This is a genomic window from Streptomyces sp. NPDC028907 (assembly GCF_055564995.1).
In genome coordinates this window covers 219,278-241,218 of sequence record NZ_JBVHVE010000006.1, presented here as the reverse complement: position 1 = coordinate 241,218, position 21,941 = coordinate 219,278, and the positions used below count along the sequence as shown (strand labels likewise).

21 protein-coding genes and 1 riboswitch are annotated in these 21,941 nt (G+C 72.0%); of the genes, 11 read left to right on the top strand and 10 right to left on the bottom strand.

Going from position 1 to position 21,941, the window contains the following annotated elements:
- Positions 1 to 43: 43 nt before the first annotated feature.
- Positions 44 to 427, top strand: a complete 384-nt coding sequence (locus ACZ4UU_RS20155; protein WP_471904762.1) for a hypothetical protein — start codon at positions 44 to 46, stop codon at positions 425 to 427.
- Between the two features lie 375 nt (positions 428 to 802).
- Entirely contained in the window at positions 803 to 1,399 is a 597-nt protein-coding gene (locus ACZ4UU_RS20150; protein ID WP_471904761.1) for a hypothetical protein, read from the top strand.
- A gap of 5 nt (positions 1,400 to 1,404) precedes the next feature.
- Here ACZ4UU_RS20150 and ACZ4UU_RS20145 read toward each other — a convergent pair whose 3' ends face one another.
- Positions 1,405 to 2,289: a bifunctional helix-turn-helix transcriptional regulator/GNAT family N-acetyltransferase gene (locus ACZ4UU_RS20145; RefSeq protein WP_471904760.1), complete on the bottom strand. Its 885-nt coding sequence runs from the start codon at positions 2,287 to 2,289 to the stop codon at positions 1,405 to 1,407.
- A gap of 225 nt (positions 2,290 to 2,514) precedes the next feature.
- Here ACZ4UU_RS20145 and ACZ4UU_RS20140 point away from each other — a divergent pair, with 225 nt between their 5' ends.
- From ACZ4UU_RS20140 to ACZ4UU_RS20120, 5 genes are all read left to right on the top strand, one after another.
- On the top strand, positions 2,515 to 4,032 hold the full coding sequence (locus ACZ4UU_RS20140; RefSeq protein WP_471904759.1) for an aldehyde dehydrogenase family protein: 1,518 nt from the start codon (positions 2,515 to 2,517) through the stop codon (positions 4,030 to 4,032).
- Between the two features lie 135 nt (positions 4,033 to 4,167).
- Positions 4,168 to 5,697 carry a GMC family oxidoreductase gene (locus ACZ4UU_RS20135; protein ID WP_471904758.1) on the top strand — a complete coding sequence of 510 codons (1,530 nt, stop codon included), beginning with the start codon at positions 4,168 to 4,170 and terminating at the stop codon, positions 5,695 to 5,697.
- The gene (locus tag ACZ4UU_RS20130) at positions 5,697 to 6,854 is read left to right on the top strand and encodes a quaternary amine ABC transporter ATP-binding protein (RefSeq protein WP_471904757.1); all 1,158 of its coding nucleotides are present in this window, start codon (positions 5,697 to 5,699) and stop codon (positions 6,852 to 6,854) included. The genes ACZ4UU_RS20135 and ACZ4UU_RS20130 overlap by 1 nt, the downstream gene beginning before the upstream one ends.
- Entirely contained in the window at positions 6,854 to 8,803 is a 1,950-nt protein-coding gene (locus ACZ4UU_RS20125; RefSeq protein WP_471904756.1) for an ABC transporter permease, read from the top strand. Before ACZ4UU_RS20130 ends, ACZ4UU_RS20125 begins: the two co-directional genes overlap by 1 nt.
- Before the next feature lies 1 nt (position 8,804).
- Positions 8,805 to 9,791, top strand: coding sequence for an ABC transporter substrate-binding protein (locus tag ACZ4UU_RS20120; RefSeq protein WP_471904755.1), 987 nt, complete (start codon positions 8,805 to 8,807; stop codon positions 9,789 to 9,791).
- A 4-nt stretch (positions 9,792 to 9,795) separates the two neighbouring features.
- On the opposite strand, the gene ACZ4UU_RS20115 is transcribed toward ACZ4UU_RS20120, so the two are convergent.
- Genes ACZ4UU_RS20115 through ACZ4UU_RS20105 form a run of 3 tightly spaced genes read right to left on the bottom strand, consistent with a single transcriptional unit; the run spans position 9,796 to position 11,479 of the window.
- Positions 9,796 to 10,515, bottom strand: a complete 720-nt coding sequence (locus ACZ4UU_RS20115; RefSeq protein ID WP_471904754.1) for an isocitrate lyase/PEP mutase family protein — start codon at positions 10,513 to 10,515, stop codon at positions 9,796 to 9,798.
- Positions 10,512 to 10,970 carry a carboxymuconolactone decarboxylase family protein gene (locus ACZ4UU_RS20110; protein ID WP_471904753.1) on the bottom strand — a complete coding sequence of 153 codons (459 nt, stop codon included), beginning with the start codon at positions 10,968 to 10,970 and terminating at the stop codon, positions 10,512 to 10,514. Before ACZ4UU_RS20110 ends, ACZ4UU_RS20115 begins: the two co-directional genes overlap by 4 nt.
- Positions 10,967 to 11,479, bottom strand: coding sequence for a carboxymuconolactone decarboxylase family protein (locus ACZ4UU_RS20105; protein ID WP_471904752.1), 513 nt, complete (start codon positions 11,477 to 11,479; stop codon positions 10,967 to 10,969). Before ACZ4UU_RS20105 ends, ACZ4UU_RS20110 begins: the two co-directional genes overlap by 4 nt.
- Positions 11,480 to 11,526: 47 nt before the next feature.
- Between ACZ4UU_RS20105 and pdxR the strand changes: the two genes are divergently transcribed.
- Positions 11,527 to 12,933 (top strand): MocR-like pyridoxine biosynthesis transcription factor PdxR, encoded by a 1,407-nt coding sequence (gene pdxR / locus ACZ4UU_RS20100; protein ID WP_471904751.1) that lies wholly within the window; start codon positions 11,527 to 11,529, stop codon positions 12,931 to 12,933.
- A 145-nt stretch (positions 12,934 to 13,078) separates the two neighbouring features.
- Here the strand turns inward: pdxR and ACZ4UU_RS20095 are convergent, their stop codons facing one another.
- On the bottom strand, positions 13,079 to 13,909 hold the full coding sequence (locus ACZ4UU_RS20095) for a DMT family protein (RefSeq protein ID WP_471905086.1): 831 nt from the start codon (positions 13,907 to 13,909) through the stop codon (positions 13,079 to 13,081).
- 146 nt (positions 13,910 to 14,055) lie between these two features.
- Here ACZ4UU_RS20095 and ACZ4UU_RS20090 point away from each other — a divergent pair, with 146 nt between their 5' ends.
- Positions 14,056 to 14,403, top strand: a complete 348-nt coding sequence (locus ACZ4UU_RS20090; RefSeq protein ID WP_471904750.1) for a hypothetical protein — start codon at positions 14,056 to 14,058, stop codon at positions 14,401 to 14,403.
- A gap of 12 nt (positions 14,404 to 14,415) precedes the next feature.
- Positions 14,416 to 15,603 carry a glutathionylspermidine synthase family protein gene (locus ACZ4UU_RS20085; protein ID WP_471904749.1) on the top strand — a complete coding sequence of 396 codons (1,188 nt, stop codon included), beginning with the start codon at positions 14,416 to 14,418 and terminating at the stop codon, positions 15,601 to 15,603.
- A 51-nt stretch (positions 15,604 to 15,654) separates the two neighbouring features.
- On the opposite strand, the gene rocD is transcribed toward ACZ4UU_RS20085, so the two are convergent.
- Positions 15,655 to 16,869, bottom strand: a complete 1,215-nt coding sequence (gene rocD, locus ACZ4UU_RS20080; RefSeq protein ID WP_471904748.1) for an ornithine--oxo-acid transaminase — start codon at positions 16,867 to 16,869, stop codon at positions 15,655 to 15,657.
- Positions 16,870 to 17,031: 162 nt separating this feature from the next.
- Positions 17,032 to 17,134: riboswitch (ZMP/ZTP riboswitch) on the top strand.
- Positions 17,135 to 17,165: 31 nt separating this feature from the next.
- Here rocD and ACZ4UU_RS20075 point away from each other — a divergent pair.
- Complete coding sequence (locus tag ACZ4UU_RS20075) at positions 17,166 to 18,614, top strand: glycine hydroxymethyltransferase (RefSeq protein ID WP_471904747.1); 1,449 nt, start codon at positions 17,166 to 17,168, stop codon at positions 18,612 to 18,614.
- A 41-nt stretch (positions 18,615 to 18,655) separates the two neighbouring features.
- Here the strand turns inward: ACZ4UU_RS20075 and ACZ4UU_RS20070 are convergent, their stop codons facing one another.
- The 4 genes from ACZ4UU_RS20070 to ACZ4UU_RS20055 all read right to left on the bottom strand — a co-directional run bounded on the left by ACZ4UU_RS20070 (position 18,656) and on the right by ACZ4UU_RS20055 (position 21,860).
- The gene (locus tag ACZ4UU_RS20070) at positions 18,656 to 19,372 is read right to left on the bottom strand and encodes a hypothetical protein (RefSeq protein WP_471904746.1); all 717 of its coding nucleotides are present in this window, start codon (positions 19,370 to 19,372) and stop codon (positions 18,656 to 18,658) included.
- Positions 19,369 to 20,049 (bottom strand): hypothetical protein, encoded by a 681-nt coding sequence (locus ACZ4UU_RS20065; protein ID WP_471904745.1) that lies wholly within the window; start codon positions 20,047 to 20,049, stop codon positions 19,369 to 19,371. The genes ACZ4UU_RS20070 and ACZ4UU_RS20065 overlap by 4 nt, the downstream gene beginning before the upstream one ends.
- Positions 20,050 to 20,245: 196 nt before the next feature.
- Positions 20,246 to 21,271 (bottom strand): hypothetical protein, encoded by a 1,026-nt coding sequence (locus tag ACZ4UU_RS20060; protein WP_471904744.1) that lies wholly within the window; start codon positions 21,269 to 21,271, stop codon positions 20,246 to 20,248.
- Positions 21,258 to 21,860, bottom strand: coding sequence for an RNA polymerase sigma factor (locus ACZ4UU_RS20055; RefSeq protein WP_471904743.1), 603 nt, complete (start codon positions 21,858 to 21,860; stop codon positions 21,258 to 21,260). Before ACZ4UU_RS20055 ends, ACZ4UU_RS20060 begins: the two co-directional genes overlap by 14 nt.
- Between the last annotated feature and the right edge of the window lie 81 nt (positions 21,861 to 21,941).

Sequence of the window (21,941 nt, the reverse complement as noted above, 5' to 3'; positions counted from 1 at the left end):
CGAACAAGCAGGGCCGGCGAAGAAGCAGACAACGGAGGGTGACATGAACCAGACGCCAGCGGGCGACGGCCAGGGCTCCGGCACGTACGTCGGCGGGTCCGTCACCGGCAACGGCATCGCGGTCGGTGCGGGCGCCAGTGCCGCTTACACCTCGACGACGGCTCCGGCCGACGCGTCGCACCAGGCCTTGCTCCAGGCCGTCCGAGACCTCAGCGAGGACCTGTGGAGGTACCCGGTCACTCCCGAGACACAGGAGCTCTCCGCGAGCCTGGAGGAGACCGAGCAGCAGGTGACCAGCACCGGCCGCGCTCAGCCCGGCGTGCTGAGCCGGCTCCGCACCGCCCTGGAGGAGGCGGGCGGCGTCCTCGGCGCGATCACGTCCGCCACGGCCCTCGGCACGGCCGTGGCCGGACTCATCGGGGGCTGAGCGATGGGCGGCGGGGGCACCGGCGGGGTCCGGTGGAACAAGGACACCCAGTCGTGGGAACCGGTGGGCGAGGGCGGTCACCCCGCCTCGCCACCGCCGCCCGCGAAACCCCTCCGGCCACCGACGGCCGCAGGGGTGCCGACCGGCCCCGATGAGGGGACGCCGGGGGAGGGGCCCGCCGGAGCGTATCCGGACGGCGCGGTCCCGCCCGACTGGCCGCGGCCGCCCTCCCCACCGGGCGAGGCCCCGCTCAGCTGGCCACAGCCGCCCCCCTTACCGCCCGAGTCCCCGCCCGGCCGACGGGGGAGGGTCATCGCCGCCGCGGTCGGTGCGGCGGTCGCGGTCACGGCCGTCGCGAGCTGGCTTGCGGTCGGCATGACGGGGGACGACGGCGGCGGCAAGGCGGACCGCGCCCCGGCGAGCACGGCCGGTGTCTCCCGGGACGACCGGTCCGCACCACCCCCCAACACCCCGTCCGATCCGGCTCCGTCCTCCGAGGACCCGTTCACGGCCGCGTCCGAGTCACCCGAAGTGCCCGCCGGATACCGGGCGGTCGAGGACCCCTCCGGCTTCTCCACCGTCGTCCCGGAGGACTGGACCCGCAGCGAGCAGAACGACGGAGCCGTCGTCTTCTACACCGCGCCCGACGAGCGCGGCCTCCTGCAGATCTTCGAGGTGGTCGAAGCGGGCTACACCCCCGAGGACGCGCTCGACGTCGCCGTCGACAGCCTCTCCGGACAGCCGGGCTTCACACAGATCAGCCGGGAAACCGTCGCCGACGAGACGAACGCGAGCGAGCTCGTCTACGAGTACGACAGCGAGGACCTGGGCGAGCGGGTGAGGGCCGTCGACCGGGTCTTCCAGACGGACGACGGCCGCCTCTACGCGATGGTCGTCCGAGGTACGACGGAGGACTGGGCCGGGACGCGCAAGACGCTGGAGAGCGCCAGGGCGGCGTTCACGGCGAGCTGAAGCCCTCAGCCGTCCAGTCGCCCGTCCAGCCGCTTCTCGAACCAGTGGCTGGCGTAGACGTTGTCGTCGTACGCGGGGATGTCCGTGTAACCGCACGCCCGGTACATCGCCTGCGCCTCGGTCAGCGCGGCGTGGGTGTCGAGGCGTACGACGGTGAAGTGCCGGGCGGAGGCCTCCTGTTCGAGGGCGTCGAGCAGACGGCGGGCCAGGCCGAGGCGCCGGGCGTCGGGGTGCACCCAGACGTGGCGGATCTCTCCGACACCGGGTTCCAGGCGCCGTAGCGCGCCGCAGCCCACGGGGCGGTGTTCCTCGTAGGCGACGAAGAAGGCCCCGGCGTCGCCGGACACCTCCTCCGGCCGTACGAGGTCGTCCTTGTCGAACCCCTCGGGGAACCGCGCGTCGATGTCGGCGGCGTAGGCGTCCAGACAGGCCCGGGCGTCCGGACCGGCGCCGTCGACGAGGGCGACGGTGATGCCGGCGAGGCGCAGCAGCCGCTGGGCGGTGGCCATGGCCCCGGTCAGCTCGGCGCGCTGTGCTTCGCCGAGGCCTTCGAGGAGCCCGGCCGCGACAGCGCCCGCCCGCCGGTCCTGCTCCGTCACCTCCACCCGCCCGGCCGGGGTCAGCTCGATCATGCGCAGCCGGTTGTCCTGCGGATGCGCGCTCAGCCGGACCAGGCCCTGGGCCTGAAGCGTCTTGGCCATCCGGCTCAGATACCCGGCGTCCAGACCGAGCCGGCTCCTGAGCTCCCGCAGGGACGCGCCGTCGCCGATCTCGAAGAGCAGCCGGGCCTCGCCCAGCGGGCGGTCCTGGCCGAGGTAGTGGTCGTCCAGTACGCCGATGCGGCGCGTGAAGTAGCGGTTGAAGCGGCGGAAGGCCGTCACGTGATCCATCGATACCGGCTCCATAGTTCTTTGACTTTAGTCAAAGGTTCGGTTCCGGTCGACCCCGGCGCCGCCCCTTTTTGTTCCTGTTTGTCCGGATGTTCAGTGATGCACCGCACTTTCGACCATCGATTGCGCATGCAATACGAGGGCCGGGGCAGGCGGTCACGGTCCTCGTGGGTGACACCTGTGTGACTCAGGGGCACTGAACAGGAACGGAAGGCAACACCGATCATGACCGGACAGCAGGCGCAGCAGACGATTCACGCGGGCGGCGAGTGGCGCGACGCCGCCTCCGGTGCGACGCGCGAGATCCTCGACCCCGCGGACGCGACGCCGTTCGCCGTGGTCGCCGAGGGTGACGAGAAGGACACCGATCTGGCGGTCGCGGCCGCCCACCGGGCCTTCGACGGCGGCCAGGGGGAGTGGCCGCGTACACCTGTCGCCGAGCGCGCCGCCCTGCTGCGCCGTGTCGCCGACCTCCTGGTGCGCGACCGCGAGAAGCTCGGCCTGCTGGAGAGCCGCGACGCCGGCAAGACCCTCGAAGAGGGCCGCGTCGACATCGACTGCGTCGCCGACGCCTTCCGCTACTTCGCCGATCTCGTCGCCGCCGAGGCCCCGGGCCGGGTCGTCGACGCGGGCTCGTCCGACATCCACAGCGTCGTCGTCCACGAGCCGGTCGGTGTCTGCGCGCTGATCACCCCCTGGAACTATCCCCTTCTCCAGGCCAGTTGGAAGATCGCGCCCGCCCTCGCCGCCGGGAACACCTTCGTGGTCAAGCCCAGCGAGATCACCCCGCTGACGACCGTCGCGCTCATCGAGCTCCTGGCCGAGGCCGGGCTGCCCGCCGGCGTCGCCAACATCGTCACCGGGCCCGGCCACTCCGTCGGCGCCCGTCTCGCCGAGCACCCCGACGTCGACCTCGTCTCCTTCACCGGCGGCCTGGTCAGCGGCACCAAGGTGGCCCAGGCCGCGGCGCCCTCCGTCAAGAAGGTCGCGCTCGAACTCGGCGGCAAGAACCCCAACGTCGTCTTCGCCGACGCCTGCGCCACGGAGGAGGGCTTCGACACGGCCGTCGACCAGGCCCTCAACGCCGCCTTCATCCACAGCGGCCAGGTCTGCTCGGCGGGCGGCCGCCTCATCGTCGAGGAGTCCGTCCGGGACCGCTTCGTCACCGAACTCGCCCGCCGGGCAGGCCGGATCCGGCTCGGCCGGGGCACCGCCGACGGCGTGGAGTGCGGGCCGCTCGTCTCCGAGCAGCAGCGCGCGAAGGTCGAGGCGTACGTCGAATCCGCGCTCAAGGAGGGCGCGGTGCTGCGCTCCGGCGGCAGGCGGCCCGAACCGTCCCCGGAGCGGCCCGAGAACGGCTACTTCTACGAACCGACCGTCCTCGACCACTGCCACCGCGAGATGCGCGTCGTCCGTGAGGAGGTCTTCGGCCCGGTCCTCACCGTCGAGACCTTCCGGACCGAGGACGAGGCGGTCGCCCTCGCCAACGACACCGAGTACGGGCTCGCCGGGGCCGTCTGGACCGCCGACGCGGGGCGGGCGCGGCGGGTCGCGGGCCGGCTGCGGCACGGCACCGTATGGATCAACGACTTCCACCCCTACCTTCCGCAGGCGGAGTGGGGCGGGTTCGGCAAGAGCGGAGTGGGGCGCGAACTCGGCCCCGCGGGGCTTGCCGAGTACCGCGAGAGCAAGCACGTGTACCAGAACCTGGCGCCAAGGCCGGTGCGCTGGTTCGCAGGCTGACCGCAGCCGACCAAGGGGCGCGGGGCTGTGCCGATGTGCGGCTGCCGCCGCGTGGGCGCGACCAGCCACAACGAAACCCGCACCCCCATGACCACAGGCCCTCCCACGGCGCCACACCCCTGGAGTAACCCCCTGATGTCCCAGAACACCCCCGTCTACGACTACGTCGTCATCGGCGGCGGCACCGCAGGTTCCGTCATCGCCTCCCGGCTCACCGAGAACCCCGACACCACCGTCGCCGTCATCGAGGGCGGCCCCAGTGACGTCGGCCGCGACGACGTCCTCACCCTGCGCCGCTGGATGGGCCTCCTCGGCGGCGACCTCGACTACGACTACCCCACCACCGAGCAGCCACGCGGCAACTCGCACATCCGGCACAGCCGCGCCCGTGTCCTCGGCGGATGTTCCAGCCACAACACGCTCATCGCGTTCAAGCCGCTGCCGTCCGACTGGGACGAGTGGGAGGAGGCCGGCGCCACGGGCTGGGGCGCCGTGCCGATGGAGGCGTACTACGCGCGGCTGAAGAACAACATCGTCCCGGTCGACGAGAAGGACCGCAACGCCATCGCCCGCGACTTCGTCGACGCCGCGCAGGGCGCGCTCGGCGTCCCGCGCGTCGAGGGCTTCAACAAGCAGCCCTTCACCGAGGGCGTCGGCTTCTTCGACCTCGCCTACCACCCCGAGAACAACAAGCGTTCGTCGGCGTCGGTGGCGTATCTGCACCCGGTGATGGACGAGCGGGAGAACCTGACGATCCTGCTGGAGACCTGGGCGTACCGGCTGGAGCTGAACGGCACCCGGGCCGAGGGCGTCCACGTCCGTACCAAGGACGGCGAGGAGCAGCTGATCCGTGCCCGGCGCGAGGTCGTCCTGTGCGCCGGCGCCGTCGACTCGCCCCGGCTGCTGATGCACTCCGGCATCGGCCCCAAGGAGGACCTCGCCAAGCTGGGCATCCCGGTCGTCCACGACCTGCCCGGCGTCGGTGAGAACCTGCTCGACCACCCCGAGTCGGTGATCGTCTGGGAGACGAACGGACCGATCCCCGACAACTCCGCGATGGATTCGGACGCCGGGCTGTTCGTGCGACGCGACCCCGAACACCAGGGCCCCGACCTGATGTTCCACTTCTACCAGATCCCCTTCACGGACAACCCGGAGCGACTGGGCTACCGGCGGCCGGAGTTCGGGGTGTCCATGACCCCGAACATCCCCAAGCCGAAGAGCCGCGGCCGGCTCTACCTGACCAGCGCCGACCCGGCCGTGAAGCCCGCGCTGGACTTCCGCTACTTCACCGACGAGGACGACTACGACGGCCGCACCCTCGTCGACGGCATCCGCATCGCCCGTGAGATCGCGAAGACCGAACCGCTCGCGAGCTGGCTCAAGCGGGAGGTGTGCCCCGGCCCCGACGTCAACGGCGACGAGGAGCTGAGCGAGTACGCGCGCAAGGTCGCGCACACCGTGTACCACCCGGCCGGCACCTGCCGTATGGGCGCCGCCGACGACGAACTGGCCGTGGTCGACCCACAGTTGAGGATCCGAGGCCTGGACGGCATCCGTATCGCCGACGCCTCCGTCTTCCCGACGATGACCGCCGTGAACCCGATGATCGGGGTGCTCATGGTCGGGGAGAAGGCCGTCGATCTGCTTGGAGGTGAGGCGTGATGAGTACTGCCCCTACTACCCCTGATACCACTACTGCCACTGGTACCGCTGCTACTGCTGGTACCTCTGGCACCCCTGTCTTCTCTGTCGACGGTCTCTGGAAGGTCTTCGGCCCGAAGGCGCACCGCGTCCCCGCCGACCCGGAGCTCGCCGGGCTCACGTCCGCCGAGCTGCGCGCCCGCACCGGCTGCACGGCGGCCGTCCAGGACGTCTCCTTCGACGTCCGCAAGGGCGAGGTCTTCGTCGTCATGGGCCTGTCCGGCTCCGGCAAGTCCACGCTGGTGCGCTGTCTGACCCGGCTGATCGAGCCGACCGCGGGCACCATAGCCATCGACGGCGAGGACGTCCGCGCCATGGACAAGACCCGACTGCGCGAACTGCGCCGGCACCGCGCCGCGATGGTCTTCCAGCACTTCGGCCTGCTCCCGCACCGCACGGTCCTCGACAACGTGGCGTACGGCCTGGAGATCCAGGGCGTCGGCAGGGCCGAGCGCCGTGAGCGGGCCGCCCAGGTCGTCGCCAAGGTCGGCCTGGAGGGCATGGAGCACCGCAGGCCGGGCCAGCTGTCCGGCGGTCAGCGTCAGCGGGTCGGGCTGGCCCGGGCGCTCGCGGTGGACCCGGAGGTGCTGCTCTTCGACGAGCCGTTCAGCGCGCTCGACCCGCTGATCCGGCGGGACATGCAGGAGGAGGTCGTCCGCCTGCACCGCGAGGAGGGCCGCACCATGGTCTTCATCACCCATGACCTCAGCGAGGCCCTCAAGCTCGGCGACCGTATCGCCCTGATGCGCGACGGCCGCGTCGTCCAGCTGGGCACGCCCGAGGAGATCGTGGGCTCGCCGGCCGACGACTACGTCCGCGAGTTCGTCCGTGACGTACCCCGCGAGCAGGTCATGACCGTGCGTACGGCCATGCGTGCCGCGTCGGCGGACGAGAGCGGCAGCGGGCCGGCCATCGCGCCGGACGCGACGGTGTCCGAGGCCATCGAGGCCGTGGCCCGCACCGGTGTCCCGGCCCGGGTCATGGAGGGCGGGCGCTGTCTGGGGGTCGTCGACCACGAGCAGCTTCTCGGCGTCGTGGCGGGGACGCAGCACAACGCCCCGGGCGGGGCTGAGCGGAGTGTCGTGGCGGGGGCGGGGAAGCGCAAGGAGGTGGCTTGATGGCCACCGTCACCACTGCCGCCCCTCGCCTCGGTGTTCCGGGCGTCCTCAAACAGCCCGTCGTCCGCAAGCTCCTGCTGCTCGCCCTCGCCGCCGCGATCCTCGTGCCGCTGGCGAACGCCCGCTGGGCGAGCGGCAGCTGGCCCGCCGCGCTGACCGTCGACTTCTCCGACCAGCTGACCAAGGCCAGCGTCTGGATCATCGACAACCGGGACAGCCACCCGCTGTTCGTCTACTTCTTCGGGCACATCAGCAACGCGGTCGTCATCTCCGTGCGCGCCGTGTACCTCGTGCTGCTCGCGGCCGGCTGGGCCGGCGTCACCGCCGCGGCGTCCCTGATCGCCTGGCGGGTCGCGGGCCTCAAGCTCGCCGCCGGTACGGCAATCGCGCTGCTGGCCTGCGGGTTCCTCGGCATGTGGATCCCGACCATGCAGACCCTCGCGCTGATGGTCGTGGCGGTCCTCGCCTCCGTCGTCGTGGGCGCGCTGCTGGGCCTCGCCGCCGGACTGTCCGACCGGATGGACAGGATCCTGCGCCCCGTCCTGGACACCATGCAGGTGCTCCCGGCGTACGCCTACCTGCTCCCCGTCGTCCTGGTCTTCGGCATGGGCGTCCCCGCGGCCGTCCTGGCCACCGTCGTCTACGCCGCCCCGCCGATGGCACGCCTCACCGCCCTCGGTCTGCGCCGCGCGGACAAGGAGGTGCTGGAGGCCGTCGAGTCGCTCGGCGCCACCGCACGGCAGCGCCTGCTGACCGCCCGTATCCCGCTGGCCAGCAAGGAACTCCTGCTCGGCCTCAACCAGACGATCATGATGGCGCTGTCGATGGCGGTCATCGCGTCGGTCATCGGCGCCGGCGGCCTCGGTGACCGCGTGTACCAGGCGCTGGCCACGGTCGACGTCGGCGCGGCCCTCGCGGCCGGCATCCCGATCGTGCTGCTCGCCGTCGTCCTGGACCGGGTGACCGGCGCGGCGGGGGAGGGTCTCGGCGCGGAGCCGCGGCCGGGCGGCCGGGCACGCTGGGTCTACGCGGCCGTCGCCGCCGTGGCCGTGGCCGTGGCCGGACGGCTCCTGGGCCGTCTCGACTGGCCCGAGGCCTGGACCCTGAACATCGCCGAGCCGGTCAACCGCGCCGTCGACTGGATGACCGACCACCTCTACTCCGGGGTCCCCGTCATCGGCGGCACCGCCGACTGGGCGGCCCACTTCACCACCTGGGTCCTCAACCCGGTGCGCGACACCATGCAGTGGCTGCCCTGGTGGTCCGTCCTGCTGATCGTCGCCGCGCTGGCCTGGCTGATCGGCACCTGGCGCACCGCGCTGACCGCCGTCCTCGCCATGGCCGCGATCGGCGTCCTGGGCGTGTGGACACCGGCGCTCGACACCCTCTCCCAGGTCCTGGCGGCCGTCGCCGTCACCCTGGTCCTGGGCTTCGCGACCGGCATCGCGGCCGCCCGCAGCGACCGCGTCGAACGGCTGCTGCGGCCGGTCCTGGACGTCTTCCAGACGATGCCGCAGTTCGTGTACCTGATCCCGGTGGTCGCGCTGTTCGGCGTCGGCCGGGCCCCGGCCGTCGCGGCGGCCGTCGTCTACGCGCTGCCCGCCGTCGTCCGCATCACCACCCAGGGCCTGCGCCAGGTCGACCCGGCCGCCCTGGAGTCGGCCCGCTCGCTCGGCGCGACCCCCGCCCAGCAGCTCCGGCAGGTCCAACTCCCACTCGCCCGCCCGGCGCTGCTGCTCGCCGTCAACCAGGGCGTCGTCCTGGTCCTCGCCGTCGTCATCATCGGCGGCCTGGTCGGCGGCGGCGCGCTCGGCTACGACGTCGTCTTCGGCCTCGCCCAGGGCGACCTGGCGACCGGCCTGGTGGCCGGCGCGGCGATCGTCTGCCTGGGCCTGATGCTCGACCGGGTGACCCAGCCGACGGAACGCCGCGCGAAGAAGGGAGCGTGACATGCGACTGGGAATCCGACACCTGAGTACCCGCCGAACGCGCACGACCGCCGTAGTGGCCGGCGTGTCCTCGCTGGCGCTGCTGACCGGCTGCGGTGCCGCCGACATGACCAAGCAGGCCTCGCCGTTCGCCAATGCCCAGGGCGCGAAGTCCGTGACCCTGTCCGTGCAGTCCTGGGTCGGCGCGCAGGCCAACGTGGCCGTCGCCCAGTACCTGCTGGAGCACGAGCTCGGCTACCGCGTCGACACCGTCCAGATCGACGAGGTGCCCGCCTGGGACGCGCTCAGCCAGGGCCGCGTCGACGCGCTCCTGGAGGACTGGGGGCACCCGGAGGAGGAGCAGCGGTACGTCAAGGACAAGAAGACGATCGTGCCCGGCGGCGACCTCGGGGTCACCGGGCACATCGGCTGGTTCGTGCCGACGTACTTCGCGAAGGCCCACCCGGACGTCACCGACTGGAAGAACCTCAACAAGTACGCCGACCAGCTGCGCACCGCGGAGAGCGGCGGCAAGGGCCAGCTCATGGACGGCTCGCCGTCCTACGTCACCAACGACAAGGCGCTGGTGAAGAACCTGGGCCTGGACTACCAGGTGGTGTTCGCCGGTTCGGAGGCCGCGCAGATCACGCAGATCAAACAGTTCGCCAAGTCGAAGAAGCCCTTCCTGACGTACTGGTACGAGCCGCAGTGGCTGTTCAAGAAGGTGCCCATGACCGAGGTGAAGCTGCCCGCGTACAAGGAGGGCTGCGACGCGGACCCGGAGAAGGTCGCCTGCGCCTATCCGCACACCCCGCTCCAGAAGTACCTCAACGCGGACTTCGCCAAGAGCGGCGGCGAGGCGGCGGCCCTGCTGAAGAAGTTCAAGTGGACGACCGAGGACCAGAACGAGGTCTCCCTGATGATCGCCGAGCAGAAGCTGTCGCCCGAGGAGGCGGCGAAGAAGTGGGTGGACAGCCACGAGTCCACGTGGAAGGCGTGGCTGTCCTGATCCTCTAGTTCAGGTGCGCGGCGATCTCGCGCAGCGCCTGTGCGGCGCTGCGCTGCATCCCCGGCCCGAACGTGATCCGGGTGGCCCCGAGTTCACCCAGTGCGGTGGGCGAGGGGCCGTCCCCGGTCACGGTGCCGTGCACATTGACCGGCCCCTGGATGCCGGACCGCAGCAGGGGCAGTACGTCCACGGGGGCGCCGATCGGATACACGCAGTCGGCGCCCGCGGCGACGTACAGCGCGGCCCGCTCGATGGCCCGTTCCGGATCGGGCACGCCCCGGATGAACGTGTCCACGCGCGCGTTGACGAACAACTGGTCCCCGGCGGCGTACCGCACCTCGGCGAGCCACTCGGCGTGCGCGCGAGGGTCCTTCAGGACCCCGGCCTCGGAGTCCTCCAGGTTGCAGCCCACGGCACCGGTCTCCAGCAGGCGCTCGACCAGTTCCTTCGGCGCGATCCCGTAGCCGCCCTCGATGTCCGCCGACACCGGCACGTCCACGGCCCGCACGATCCGGGCGACCGCCGCGAACATCTCGTCGGCCGGGGTCTGCCCGTCCTCGTACCCGAGGGAGGCGGCGACGGCCGCGCTGGGCGTGGCCAGCGCGGGGAACCCGGCCTCGACGCAGACGCGTGCGGAGGCGGCGTCCCAGGGGCCGGGCAGCACGAGCGGATCGCCGGGAGCGGTGCGCCGGTGCAGGGCACGGAAGGTCTCGACCTTGGTCACGGTGTGTATCCCCCTGGTGGAATGCGGCGGGTGACCATCACCCGGTTCCAGTTGTTGATGGCGACGATCAACGCGATGAGATGGGCGAGCCCGGTGTCGTCGAAGTGCGCGGCGGCACGGTCGTACACATCGTCGGGCACGAAGCCGCCGGTGAGAACGGTGACCGCCTCGGTCAGCGCCAGCGCGGCCCGTTCCCGCGCGTCGAACAGCCCCTCCGCCTCCTCCCAGGCGGCCAGCATGTCCAGCCGGTCCTCGCTCACCCCGTACTCGCGGGCGATCCCGAGATGCATGTCCAGGCAGAACGCGCAGTGGTTGAGCTGCGAGGCCCGGATCACGACGAGCTCGGCGAGGGCCGGATCACCGAGTCCCTTCTTCGCGGCGGCGCTCACGGCCGACATGGCCTGGGCCACGGCGGGGTCGAGCAGCGTCGTCCGAAGTGTCGTCCGAACGGTCACAGGTGCTGCCCCGGCCGGTAGTGACCCGGGGTCCGCCGGCAGGTCACCCCGAACCGGTTCCACGCGTTGATCACGCTGATCGCGGCGATCAGCTGCGCCAGCTCGGCCTCCTCGAAGTGCGCGGCGGCGCGCTCGTAGACCTCGTCCGGCACGAAGCCGTCGGTCAGCACGGTCACGGCCTCCGTCAGCTCCAGCGCCGCGAGCTCCTTCCCGGTGTAGAAGTGCCGCGACTCCTCCCAGGCGCTCAGCTGCACGATCCGCTCGACGCTCTCGCCGGCCGCGAGCGCGTCCTTGGTGTGCATGTCGAGGCAGAACGCGCAGTGGTTGAGCTGCGAGGCCCGGATCTTCACCAGCTCGCGCAGAACCGGGTCGAGCCCCCGCCCCGCCGCCGCGTCGAGCCGGATCATGGCCTTGAAGACATCGGGGGCGAGAGCGGCCCAGTCGAGGCGCGGGGCCGGTTCTGACGCATAGGTGACGGTCGTGGTGGTGCTCTCTTCAGTGGTCGTCATGATCTCGACCCTAGGAGCGAAGCAGCCCAGGAGTATGGTCCACTTCCATGGCGAAACCTTGGGCCACTCAGGCCGCTCTGGGAGTGGACCTCCACCTGGAACCGGCGGGGCCGGGCCTGCGCCGGGGCCTGACAAACGCCCTGCGCGAGGCCGTCCGCACCGGACGCCTCGCCCCCGGCACGCGGCTGCCCTCCTCCCGCTCCCTCGCCGCCGACCTGGGCATCGCCCGCAACACGGTCGCCGAGGCCTACGCCGAACTCGTCGCCGAGGGCTGGCTCACCGCCCGCCAGGGCTCGGGCACGCGCGTCGCCGACCGCCCGGTGATCCCGCCGACCGGCCAGACCGCCCCACCGCACCGCGACCGCCCGCGCCCCGCCCACGACCTGATCCCCGGCACCCCCGACCTCGCCGCCTTCCCCCGCACGGAGTGGCTCAAGGCGGCCCGCCGCGCCTTCCTCGCCGCCCCGAACCAGGCCCTCGGCTACGGCGACCCGCGCGGCCGCCCCGAACTGCGCACCGCCCTCGCCGGCTACCTCGCCCGAGCACGAGGCGTGCGCGCCGACCCTGAGCGCGTGGTGGTGTGCGCGGGCTTCGTACACGGCCTGCAACTGCTCGGCAGAGCCCTGCGGGCGCGCGGCCTGGAGACGGTCGCCGTTGAGTCGTACGGCCTGCCTCCGCACTGGAAACAGCTGACGGCGGCGGGCCTGACCACCACGCCCCTGGCCTTCGACGAAATGGGCACGAACCCGGCGAGGCTGAGGGAGGACCGCTCTATCGGCGCGGTGCTCCTCACCCCGGCCCACCAGTTCCCCATGGGCATGCCCCTGCACCGCGACCGCCGGGCCACGGTGGTGGACTGGGCGCGCCGCACCGGGGGCCTGGTCCTGGAGGACGACTACGACGGCGAGTTCCGCTACGACCGCCAGCCCGTCGGCGCGCTCCAGGGCCTCGACCCCGACCGCGTCGTCTACCTCGGCACCGCCAGCAAGTCCCTCGCCCCCGGCCTGCGGCTGGCCTGGATGGTGCTGCCTTCGACACTGGTGGACGCGGTCACGGAGGCGAAGGGCGGCTCGGACACCTGCGGCGCGGTGGACCAGCTGACGCTGGCCGAGTTCCTCACCTCCGGCGCCTACGACCGCCACGTCCGCGCCGCCCGCCTGCGCTACCGCCGCCGCCGAGACGCCCTGGTCCAGGCCCTCGCCACCCACGCCCCCCACCTCCAGGTCACCGGCATCGCCGCCGGCCTCCACGCCGTCCTCCGCCTCCCACCCGGCACCGAACAGTCCGTCCTCCAGGCCGCCACCTGGCACGGCCTCGCCCTCCACGGCCTGAGCGCCTACCGCCACGAGTCGTCCACGACGGAACGCCTCGACGCCCTGGTCGTGGGCTACGGGACACCCCCGGACCATGCGTGGGCGGGGACGTTGGAGGCGTTGTGCAGGGTGCTGCCGTGAGAGCGCGTTTCATTCAGCCCGTCCGGCGTTTGAGGACGAGGCCCGCAGGACCGATGGCGGGGGTCTGGGGCGGGCGGCAGCCCCAGCCGGGTCGAAGGGGCTGAGCCCCTTCAAGGGATGGGACGGGTAGGGGCGGCGGGGGCGCTCACCGCCCGTCGGACGACCCCGGCGCCTCCCCGAACCGCGCCAACGCCAACGCCCCCGCCACCGACACCACAAACCCCAGCACCGCCAGCCAGGCCAACCCCTCCCGCGTACGATCCCCCAGCCACACCACCCCCACCACCGCCGGCCCGACCGTCTCCCCGATCACCATCGCCGCGGTAGCCACCGTCACCGACCCCCGCTGCAACGCCGACGTCAACGCCAAAAACGCCGCCCCACCCCCCAACAGCAGCGCATACGTCGCCGGATTCGCCAACTCCGACACCGACACCGAGTCGATCAGCCGCACCGCCACCTCCACCACCCCGAACCCGAACCCCGCGGCCAGCCCCAGCACCAACCCTCGCCCCCGCTCCGGCAGCCGCCCACCCGCGAGCCCCACCCCCAGCACCCCCAGAGCCACCCCGAGCATCGCGAACCGAAGCGCATCCGACCCGCCCCGATCCCCCTCCGTCCCCGAGGCCAGCCCCAGCATCGCCAACCCCGCACACACCACCCCCACCGCCACCCACTCGCTCCGCCGCAACCGCACCCCCAGCAACCGCGCCGCGACCACCGCGGTCACCGCGAGACTGGACGCCAGCGCCGCCGACACGGCGTAGATGGGAAGCGACCGCAGGGCGAGAACCTGAAACACGAACCCCAGCCCGTCCAGGCCGAGTCCGGCCAGATACCGCCACTGCCGAAGCGCCCGCAGCAGCACCCCCGCCTCGCCACCCCGTCCCCCCTGCGCACTCGCCGCCCGCGCGGCCACGGCCTGAAGGACGGTGGCCGCACCGAAACAGACCGCCGCACCAAGGGCGCAGATCATTCCGAAGAGCACAAAGCGACTGTAGGCGGCAGGGCACAGCCAGGGGGGCCTCGCGCGGCGGCGCACGGCGATCTTTAGGCTGTCCGCTGAACACCGAACGGATCAATGGATCATCGGGACCGAACGGATCACCGGGGGAGACACACATGGCGGAAACACGACGCCGACTGCGCTCGAGCACGGTCGTCCTCGGCGGCATGGGCGTCATCGCCGCGGCCCTGGCCTCGTGCGGCTCGGAACCGGACCGCCGCTGCGTCGACCGCGACAGCTACACCTACGAGGGCTACAAGGTCATCGCGGACAAGAACTGCACGTCCAGCTCCAACTCGTCGTACGGCAAGAGCGCCAGGAAGAAGACCGGCAGCTCCGACGCCGCCTGGTACTACGACGCCGACACCGACAAGGGCCGCGCCGACTACGGCACCTTCAACCGCAGCGACGCCGTCGACCGGGGCGGCTTCGGCTGCTCGGGCTCCGGCAGCAGCGGCGGCTGAGCGGGCAGACCGATGGAGCGCCGCACGATCGAACCCCGCCCCGGCTGGCAGCAGACCGTCGAGGAACAGGGCCTCATCTACCCCCTCACCCGCTACCCCGACAACTCCCTGCGCCCGTACTGGGACGAGAGCGCCCACTACGTCTTCTCCCTGGCCGAGGTCGAGGCGCTGGAGGAGGTCGTCGAGGAACTGCACGGCATGTGCCTCGCCGCAGCGGACCACATCGTCTCCGCCGACCGCTTCGCCGACCTCGGCATCACCGACCCGCGCGTCGCGAACGCGGTCGCCGAGGCCTGGCGCCGCCGCGCCGAACTCCCCTCCGTCTACGGCCGTTTCGACCTCCACTACGACGGCACCGGCCCGGCCAAGCTCCTGGAGTACAACGCCGACACCCCCACCTCCCTGGTCGAGGCGGCGTCCCCCCAGTGGTTCTGGATGGAGGAGCGCTTCCCCGGCGCCGACCAGTGGAACTCCCTCCACGAACGCCTCGTCGCCGCCTGGAAGAAGCAGTCCGCCCTGCTCCCGCCCGGCGGCCCCCTGTACTTCGCCTACTCCTCGGCCGACGAACTCGGCGAGGACATGATGACGGTCGCCTACCTCAAGGAGACCGCGGAACAGGCGGGCCTGGACACCGGCTGGATCTCCGTGGAAGAGATCGGCTGGGACCGTCTCTCCGGCCGCTTCGTCGACACCCGACTCCGCTTCATCCGCAGCTGCTTCAAGCTCTACCCCTGGGAGTGGCTCACCACCGACCGCTTCGCCGACCACGTCCTGGACACCCTCGACAACGGCGGCGGCACCGGCACGACCCTCTGGATCGAACCGGCCTGGAAGATGCTCCTCAGCAACAAGGCCCTCCTAGCCATCCTCTGGGAGCTCTACCCGGACCACCCGAACCTGCTCCCCGCCTACCTCGACGGCCCGAGAGAACTGGCGCACACCACGGGCTACGTCGCCAAGCCCCTGCTCGGCCGCGAGGGCGCGGGCGTCACGATCCACGAACCCGGCACCGAGGCGGCGCCCCTGCGCGAAGAGCCCTGTTGCTACCAGCGGTTGGCCCCCCTCCCCGCCTTCGACGGCAACCACGTCGTCCTCGGCGCGTGGGTCGTCGAGGACGAGTCCGCGGGCCTCGGCATCCGCGAGTCGTCCGGCCTGATCACGGACGAGTACGCCCGCTTCCTGCCGCACGTGATCCTCTGACAGCCGCCCCAGACCCCTCCCTTCCGCGCCGGCGAGCCCCGCTGAACAGGCTCAAACCCCGAGCACACCCCGCAACTGGGCCAGTCCCCAGTCCAGATCCTCCTTCCCGATCACCAGCGGCGGCGCGATACGGATCGTCGGACCATGGGTGTCTTTCACCAGCACACCCCGGTCCACCAGCCGCTCGGACACCTCCCGCCCGGTCCCCACCGCACGCGCGATGTCGACCCCCGCCCACAGCCCCCGCCCCCGGACCGCCGTCACCCGCCCCGTCCCCGCCAACAGGCCCAGCTCCCGGTGCAGATGCGCGCCGAGCTCCGCCGACCGCTGCTGGAACTCACCCGTCCGCAGCATCGCGATCACCTCCAGCGCCACCGCGCACGCCAGTGGATTCCCGCCGAACGTCGACCCGTGCTCCCCGGGCCGGAACACTCCCAGCACCTCCGCCGACGACACCACCGCCGACACCGGCAGCACCCCGCCCCCGAGCGCCTTGCCGAGCACATACGCATCCGGCACCACGCCCTCGTGCTCACACGCGAACGTACGCCCCGTGCGCCCCAGCCCCGACTGGATCTCGTCCGCGACGAACAGCACGTTCCGCTCCCGCGTCAGCTCCCGCACCGCCGGCAGGTATCCGGCCGGCGGCACCAGCACCCCCGCCTCGCCCTGGATCGGCTCCAGCAGCACCGCCACCGTGTTCTCCGTCAACGCCTCCCGCATCGCCGTCAGATCCCCGTACGGCACGATCTCGAAGCCCGGCGTGTACGGCCCGAAGTCCGCCCGCGCCTCCGGGTCCGTGGAGAAGCTGACGATCGTCGTCGTACGGCCGTGGAAGTTGTTGCCCGCGACGACGATCTTCGCCATCTCCGCCGGCACCCCCTTGACCCGGTAACCCCACTTCCGGGCGGTCTTCACGGCCGTCTCCACCGCCTCCGCCCCCGTGTTCATGGGCAGCACCATCTCCATCCCGCACAGCTCGGCGAGCTGCTCGCAGAACGCCGCGAACCGGTCGTGATGGAACGCCCGCGACGTCAGCGCCACCCGCTCCAGCTGCGCCTTCGCCGCGTCCAGGATCCGCCGGTTGCCGTGCCCGAAGTTCAGCGCCGAGTACCCGGCCAGCAGATCCAGATACCGCCGCCCCTCCACATCCGTCATCCACGCCCCGTCCGCCGTCGCCACCACGACCGGCAACGGGTGGTAGTTGCGGGCGCTGTGCGCCTCGACTGCGGCGATCAGGGATGCGGTGGTGCTCGACGTACTCACGGGGCTCTCCGTTTCCGCCACCACGAGGGCTCGTGTCCCGGCCGTCACGAACCTCGCGGCCACTGTCCATTTCTGGCCTTACGAGTGCTTTGCGGCCCCTTCCTATCGTTGCTCGCATGGTGGACGCGGGACCATGCGCCGTCGGCGCGCCCGGTAGGCTGATCGACGGGCCGTGACTGGCGCGCTGAGATGGACCAACCATCGGGGAGCGGCCCCCTGGACCAGACCGCGTCCAGACCGAGTGCCGTGCGCCTGGGCCGTACCGTGAACGCTGCACACGACGTCCGGAGGTCCCCATGTCAGCCGAGCCCCTCTCCACCGAGTCCACCGCCTTCCGTGCCGCCCTCGACGTGATCCGCGCCGTCGAGCCGCGCGTGGCCGACGCCATCGGCCAGGAGGTCGCCGACCAGCGCGAGATGCTCAAGCTGATCGCCTCCGAGAACTACGCCTCCCCGGCCACCCTCCTCGCGATGGGCAACTGGTTCAGCGACAAGTACGCCGAGGGCACCATCGGCCGCCGCTTCTACGCCGGCTGCCGCAACGTCGACACCGTCGAGTCCCTCGCCGCCGAGCACGCCAAGGAACTCTTCGGCGCCCGGCACGCCTACGTCCAGCCCCACTCCGGCATCGACGCCAACCTCGTCGCCTTCTGGTCCGTCCTCGCCGCCCGCGTCGAGGCCCCCGCCCTGGAGAAGGCCGGCGTCCGCCAGGTCAACGACCTCACCGAGGCCGACTGGGCCGAGCTCCGCCGGGCCTTCGGCAACCAGCGCATGCTCGGCATGTCCCTGGACGCCGGCGGCCACCTCACGCACGGCTTCCGCCCGAACATCTCCGGCAAGATGTTCGACCAGCGCTCCTACGGCACCGACCCCTCCACCGGCCTCATCGACTACGAGGCCCTGCGCGTCTCCGCCCGCGAGTTCAAGCCGCTGATCATCGTCGCCGGCTACTCCGCCTACCCCCGTCTCGTGAACTTCCGGATCATGCGCGAGATCGCCGACGAGGTCGGCGCCACGCTCATGGTCGACATGGCCCACTTCGCGGGTCTCGTCGCCGGCAAGGTCCTCACCGGCGACTTCGACCCGGTCCCGCACGCCCAGATCGTCACCACCACCACCCACAAGTCGCTGCGCGGCCCGCGCGGCGGCATGGTCCTGTGCGACGACTCCCTCAAGGACCAGGTCGACCGCGGCTGCCCGATGGTCCTCGGCGGCCCCCTCCCGCACGTCATGGCCGCCAAGGCCGTCGCCCTGGCCGAGGCCCGTCAGCCCGCCTTCCAGGACTACGCCCAGCGCATCGTCGACAACTCCCGCGCGCTGGCCGAGGGCCTGATGCGCCGGGGCGCGACCCTGGTGACCGGCGGCACCGACAATCACCTCAACCTGATCGACGTCGCCTCCTCCTACGGCCTCACCGGCCGCCAGGCCGAGGCCGCGCTCCTCGACTCCGGCATCGTCACCAACCGCAACGCCATCCCCGCCGACCCCAACGGCGCCTGGTACACCTCCGGTATCCGCATCGGAACCCCCGCCCTGACCACCCGTGGCCTGGGCACCGGCGAGATGGACGAGGTCGCCGCCCTCATCGACCGCGTCCTCACCACCACCGAGCCCGGCACCACCAAGTCCGGCGCCCCCTCCAAGGCCGCTCACGTCCTCGACTCGAAGATCGCCGACGAGATCTCCCGTCGCGCCACCGACCTCGTGGCCGGTTTCCCGCTGTACCCGGAGATCGACCTGGGCTGACCCCCAATGACGATCAACCGAGGCCTCACATGCTCTCAGGCTCAAAGGTCCAGGTCGATCAACTCCTGACGTGGTTCCTCCCGCGGCGGTCCGGCTCCCGGCCGGGCCGCCGCGCGGCGTATCAGCAGCGTCCCACCGACGCCGGTCACGAACCCGACGGCCAGTCCCGCCACCGCCCACCCCGTATCCCCGATCACCGAGCCTGGCCGAGCCTCGACCGTCGGGGCCCCGGCGAGCTCGTCCTCCGACACGCCGACCAGCTTTTCCAGATCCAGCCGCTCGAAGACCGAACGCGGTGCCCGGTGCCAGCGGATGTCGTCGTCCTCCAGCTCCGGCGCGAGATCCGACCGCACCCAGGGTGTGCCGTCCTCGGCCACGAACAGCTGGTCCTGCCGCTGAACGGCGACATCCCCTCCGGGCGGCCGGTTCGTCTGCGGCCAGCCACCGACCCCGGTCAGTCCCCAGATCACCGTGATCCGTATCGGCGGATGACGCCCCTCGGCCCAGTCCTCCGGCACCCGCTCCGTGCCGACGTAGGCCGGCTGCAACAGCTGCCAGAGGCGGGCGAAGGGCTGCTCGCCCGAGCGCGTCGCCGTCGTCCGCCCCTCGCCGCCCGCGACGACCATCGCCACGTCGGGCACGTCCCGCCCTTGCGCCGGGGCGGCCAGGGCGGTCGCCGCCGTCCCCCACAGGACCAACACCGCCGACACCGCCAGCAGCAGCGTCAGCCGCACCCCTCCACCCGGGTGAGCCTTCATACGTCCCGCAGCTCCTGCCTCGGCCCCGGCTCGCCCCGCAGGCGGTCCAGCGACAGCCGCGTGGCGAAGGGCCGCAGGAGCAGTGCCAGCACCGCTCCGGCCGCCGCGCCCGGCAGGGCCCACCACCAGTCGGTGCCGTCATCCGACCCCGACCCCGACCCCGATCCTGGCCCTGCCCCCGCCCGGGCCGTCTGCTCCTCGGCTGCCTCGCCCGTCCCGGCCGTCTCCCACGCCGGTGGGAAGATCGCCGCCCTTCCCTCGCCCGAGACCTTGCCCATCAGGCCGAGCCCCTTGAGCAGGGCGCGCAGCTGGGACGGATGCTCGGCACGGTGCCAGGTGCCGTTCGTCGTGCTGTCCAGGTTCGCCGACGTGTGTATCCAGACGTGCGGTCCCTTGTGGGCCGGGTAGACCCGGTCGAGGCGCCAGGGCGTCACGTCATGGACCATCCAGGTGACGTTGATCTGGCGGGCCGCCGTCAGCCCGGCCTCGGGCGGCTTGTCGCGGGTGCCCTTGCCCGGTGTGCCGAGCAGCTGCTCCAGCTCCCCGTACTCCTCGTCCGAGTAGTACAGCGCCGCCGTCTCCGTGCTCTCCGGGGAGACCAGGAGCACGCTCGTCGGTCCTCCGGCCGAGGCGGGGGACGCGGCGCCCCACAGCAGCAGGGCGAGGGCCGTCGTCAACGCCCCCGTCAGCGCAGTGAGTTCACGACACCGGACCCTCCGACCCACACGCCCGCGTGACCGGCCTTCCCGGCTGCCGACCTCATGTCCCCACATCCGAACCCCCAACCCGAACGATCCCCGTGCGGCGCGTCCCCGAGCCGCGTGTCACTTCTGGTACACCGCCCGACCCGACTGGGTTCCCACCCCGCACCAACTATTTCGAAGAGGCTTTGGACGGCCGGCCGAGCGACCGTGCGACCTCCACCGCGCGCTCCTTCGATCCCACGCCTTCCAGTCGCAGCGTCACGGTCTCGCCGTCGGCCGTGTCGCCCCCGTCGGCCGTGTCGGCCCTGTGGGTCCACAGCAGCGTCGGACCGGCCGTCCGCTCCTCGCGGGTGTAGCGCTCCCCGCTCGCGTCCACCAGCCAGAACGTCAGCAGGTGCGGTCGGGGGAACCACAGGGCCGGATCGGACCCGGCGCCGTTCGGTGTGTCTGCGCCCAGCGAGATCCACTCCGGGTGTTCGCGCACCGTCTTGGCAAAGCCGATGTCCAGGCTCGCCCGCCGCTCCTCCAGCCGTATGGTGCGGCCGTCGTCCCGCCAGCACAGGCTCACCACGAACCGTCCCCGCGGCTCACCCGTCACCGTGACCGTGTCCGGCATGCCGAGCTCCTCCGGGACGAGCGGCTCGAAGCCGGCCCGGCGCTCCGCCTGGGCGAGCGACACGGAGCGGCCGCAGCCCGGGACCTCGGCTCCGGGGGAGGGGACCGCCGACGGGTCGTACCGCACCTCGACCCCGGCGAAGTCGAACCAGTCGAGGACCGCGGCCCGCACCGGAGGCGTGAGCACCAGCACCGCCAGCAGACCGCACAGTGCCGCGGTCAGCGAACGCCACCGCACCCGCGCCCAGCGTCGCACCGCCCGCAGCCGCTCAGCGGCGCCCGGCGGCTCGGCCACCGGAACCGGCACGTGCTCGGCGAGCAGCTGACCCAGCACCCGCTCGACCATCGTCTCGGCGCCGGCCGCCGCGCCCGGCGCGTCCAGCGACCGCCCGAGCGCCCGCAGCTCCTCGGGCAGCCGGGACGCGTCATCATGCCCGCCGCGATCACCGGGGCCCCGGCCGCCGGCGCGACCGCTGCCCCCGGCGCCGTCCCGTCCGAACGCACGCTGCCCCTCGCTCCCGTACGCCTCCCGTCCGTCGCGGTCGCCGTCGTACGGCTCGCGTCCGTCACCCATGCTCATCACCTCCTTCCCGAGGCTGAAAGTCCGGCAGCAACCGCCCCAGCTTCCGCAGCGCGCGGTTCAGCCGGGATTTCACCGTGCCCCGGGGCCAGCCCAAGGCCTGGGCGGTCTCGGACTCGTCCATCTCCAGGAGATAGCGGTAGGTGACGACCAGGCGATGCTCCTCGCTCAGCTTCTCCAGGGCGGCCTGGAGCGCGGCACGGCGCTCTATCTCCAGCGCCGCCATCGCCGGGTCCGCCGATTCCGGTATCAGAGGCTCCGCCTCCACGAAGGCCGCCTCACGCCCGGCGAGCGTGCGCTGACGGGCCGCCGTACGCACTGTGTTCCTCGTCTCATTGGCGACGATCGCCAGCAGCCAGGGCTTGAACGCCGAACCGTCCTTGAACCGGCCCAGCGAGCAGTACGCCTTGACGAAGGCCTGCTGCACCACGTCCTCCGCGTCCGCACCCGCCCCGAGCGCGGCGGCCGCCCTGAGCGCGATGCCCGTATGAGCCCGCACCAGCTGCGCGTACGCCTCCGGCTCTCCGGCGCGTACGCGTGCGATCACCGCGGCCTCATCGACGATGCGGCCCCCCTCCCGCGTCCTCACACCTTTGTTACACCGCGGAGGACGGATCGGTTCCCATCTGTTTCCCACCAGTTCCGGACCGGCCCCCGGGACCTGAGAGAA

Bases quoted from the DNA above. Each gene is read 5' to 3' on its own strand.
- pdxR (WP_471904751.1), top strand. From the start codon at position 11,527: ATGGCGAAACCTTGGGCCACTCAGGCCGCTCTGGGAGTGGACCTCCAC.
- ACZ4UU_RS20095 (WP_471905086.1), bottom strand. From the start codon at position 13,909: ATGATCTGCGCCCTTGGTGCGGCGGTCTGTTTCGGTGCGGCCACCGTC.
- ACZ4UU_RS20060 (WP_471904744.1), bottom strand. From the start codon at position 21,271: ATGAGCATGGGTGACGGACGCGAGCCGTACGACGGCGACCGCGACGGA.
- ACZ4UU_RS20130 (WP_471904757.1), top strand. From the start codon at position 5,697: ATGAGTACTGCCCCTACTACCCCTGATACCACTACTGCCACTGGTACC.
- ACZ4UU_RS20120 (WP_471904755.1), top strand. From the start codon at position 8,805: ATGCGACTGGGAATCCGACACCTGAGTACCCGCCGAACGCGCACGACC.
- ACZ4UU_RS20150 (WP_471904761.1), top strand. From the start codon at position 803: ATGACGGGGGACGACGGCGGCGGCAAGGCGGACCGCGCCCCGGCGAGC.
- ACZ4UU_RS20085 (WP_471904749.1), top strand. From the start codon at position 14,416: ATGGAGCGCCGCACGATCGAACCCCGCCCCGGCTGGCAGCAGACCGTC.
- ACZ4UU_RS20090 (WP_471904750.1), top strand. From the start codon at position 14,056: ATGGCGGAAACACGACGCCGACTGCGCTCGAGCACGGTCGTCCTCGGC.
- ACZ4UU_RS20075 (WP_471904747.1), top strand. From the start codon at position 17,166: ATGTCAGCCGAGCCCCTCTCCACCGAGTCCACCGCCTTCCGTGCCGCC.
- ACZ4UU_RS20105 (WP_471904752.1), bottom strand. From the start codon at position 11,479: ATGACGACCACTGAAGAGAGCACCACCACGACCGTCACCTATGCGTCA.
- ACZ4UU_RS20155 (WP_471904762.1), top strand. From the start codon at position 44: ATGAACCAGACGCCAGCGGGCGACGGCCAGGGCTCCGGCACGTACGTC.
- ACZ4UU_RS20125 (WP_471904756.1), top strand. From the start codon at position 6,854: ATGGCCACCGTCACCACTGCCGCCCCTCGCCTCGGTGTTCCGGGCGTC.
- ACZ4UU_RS20145 (WP_471904760.1), bottom strand. From the start codon at position 2,289: ATGGATCACGTGACGGCCTTCCGCCGCTTCAACCGCTACTTCACGCGC.
- ACZ4UU_RS20140 (WP_471904759.1), top strand. From the start codon at position 2,515: ATGACCGGACAGCAGGCGCAGCAGACGATTCACGCGGGCGGCGAGTGG.
- ACZ4UU_RS20135 (WP_471904758.1), top strand. From the start codon at position 4,168: ATGTCCCAGAACACCCCCGTCTACGACTACGTCGTCATCGGCGGCGGC.
- ACZ4UU_RS20070 (WP_471904746.1), bottom strand. From the start codon at position 19,372: ATGAAGGCTCACCCGGGTGGAGGGGTGCGGCTGACGCTGCTGCTGGCG.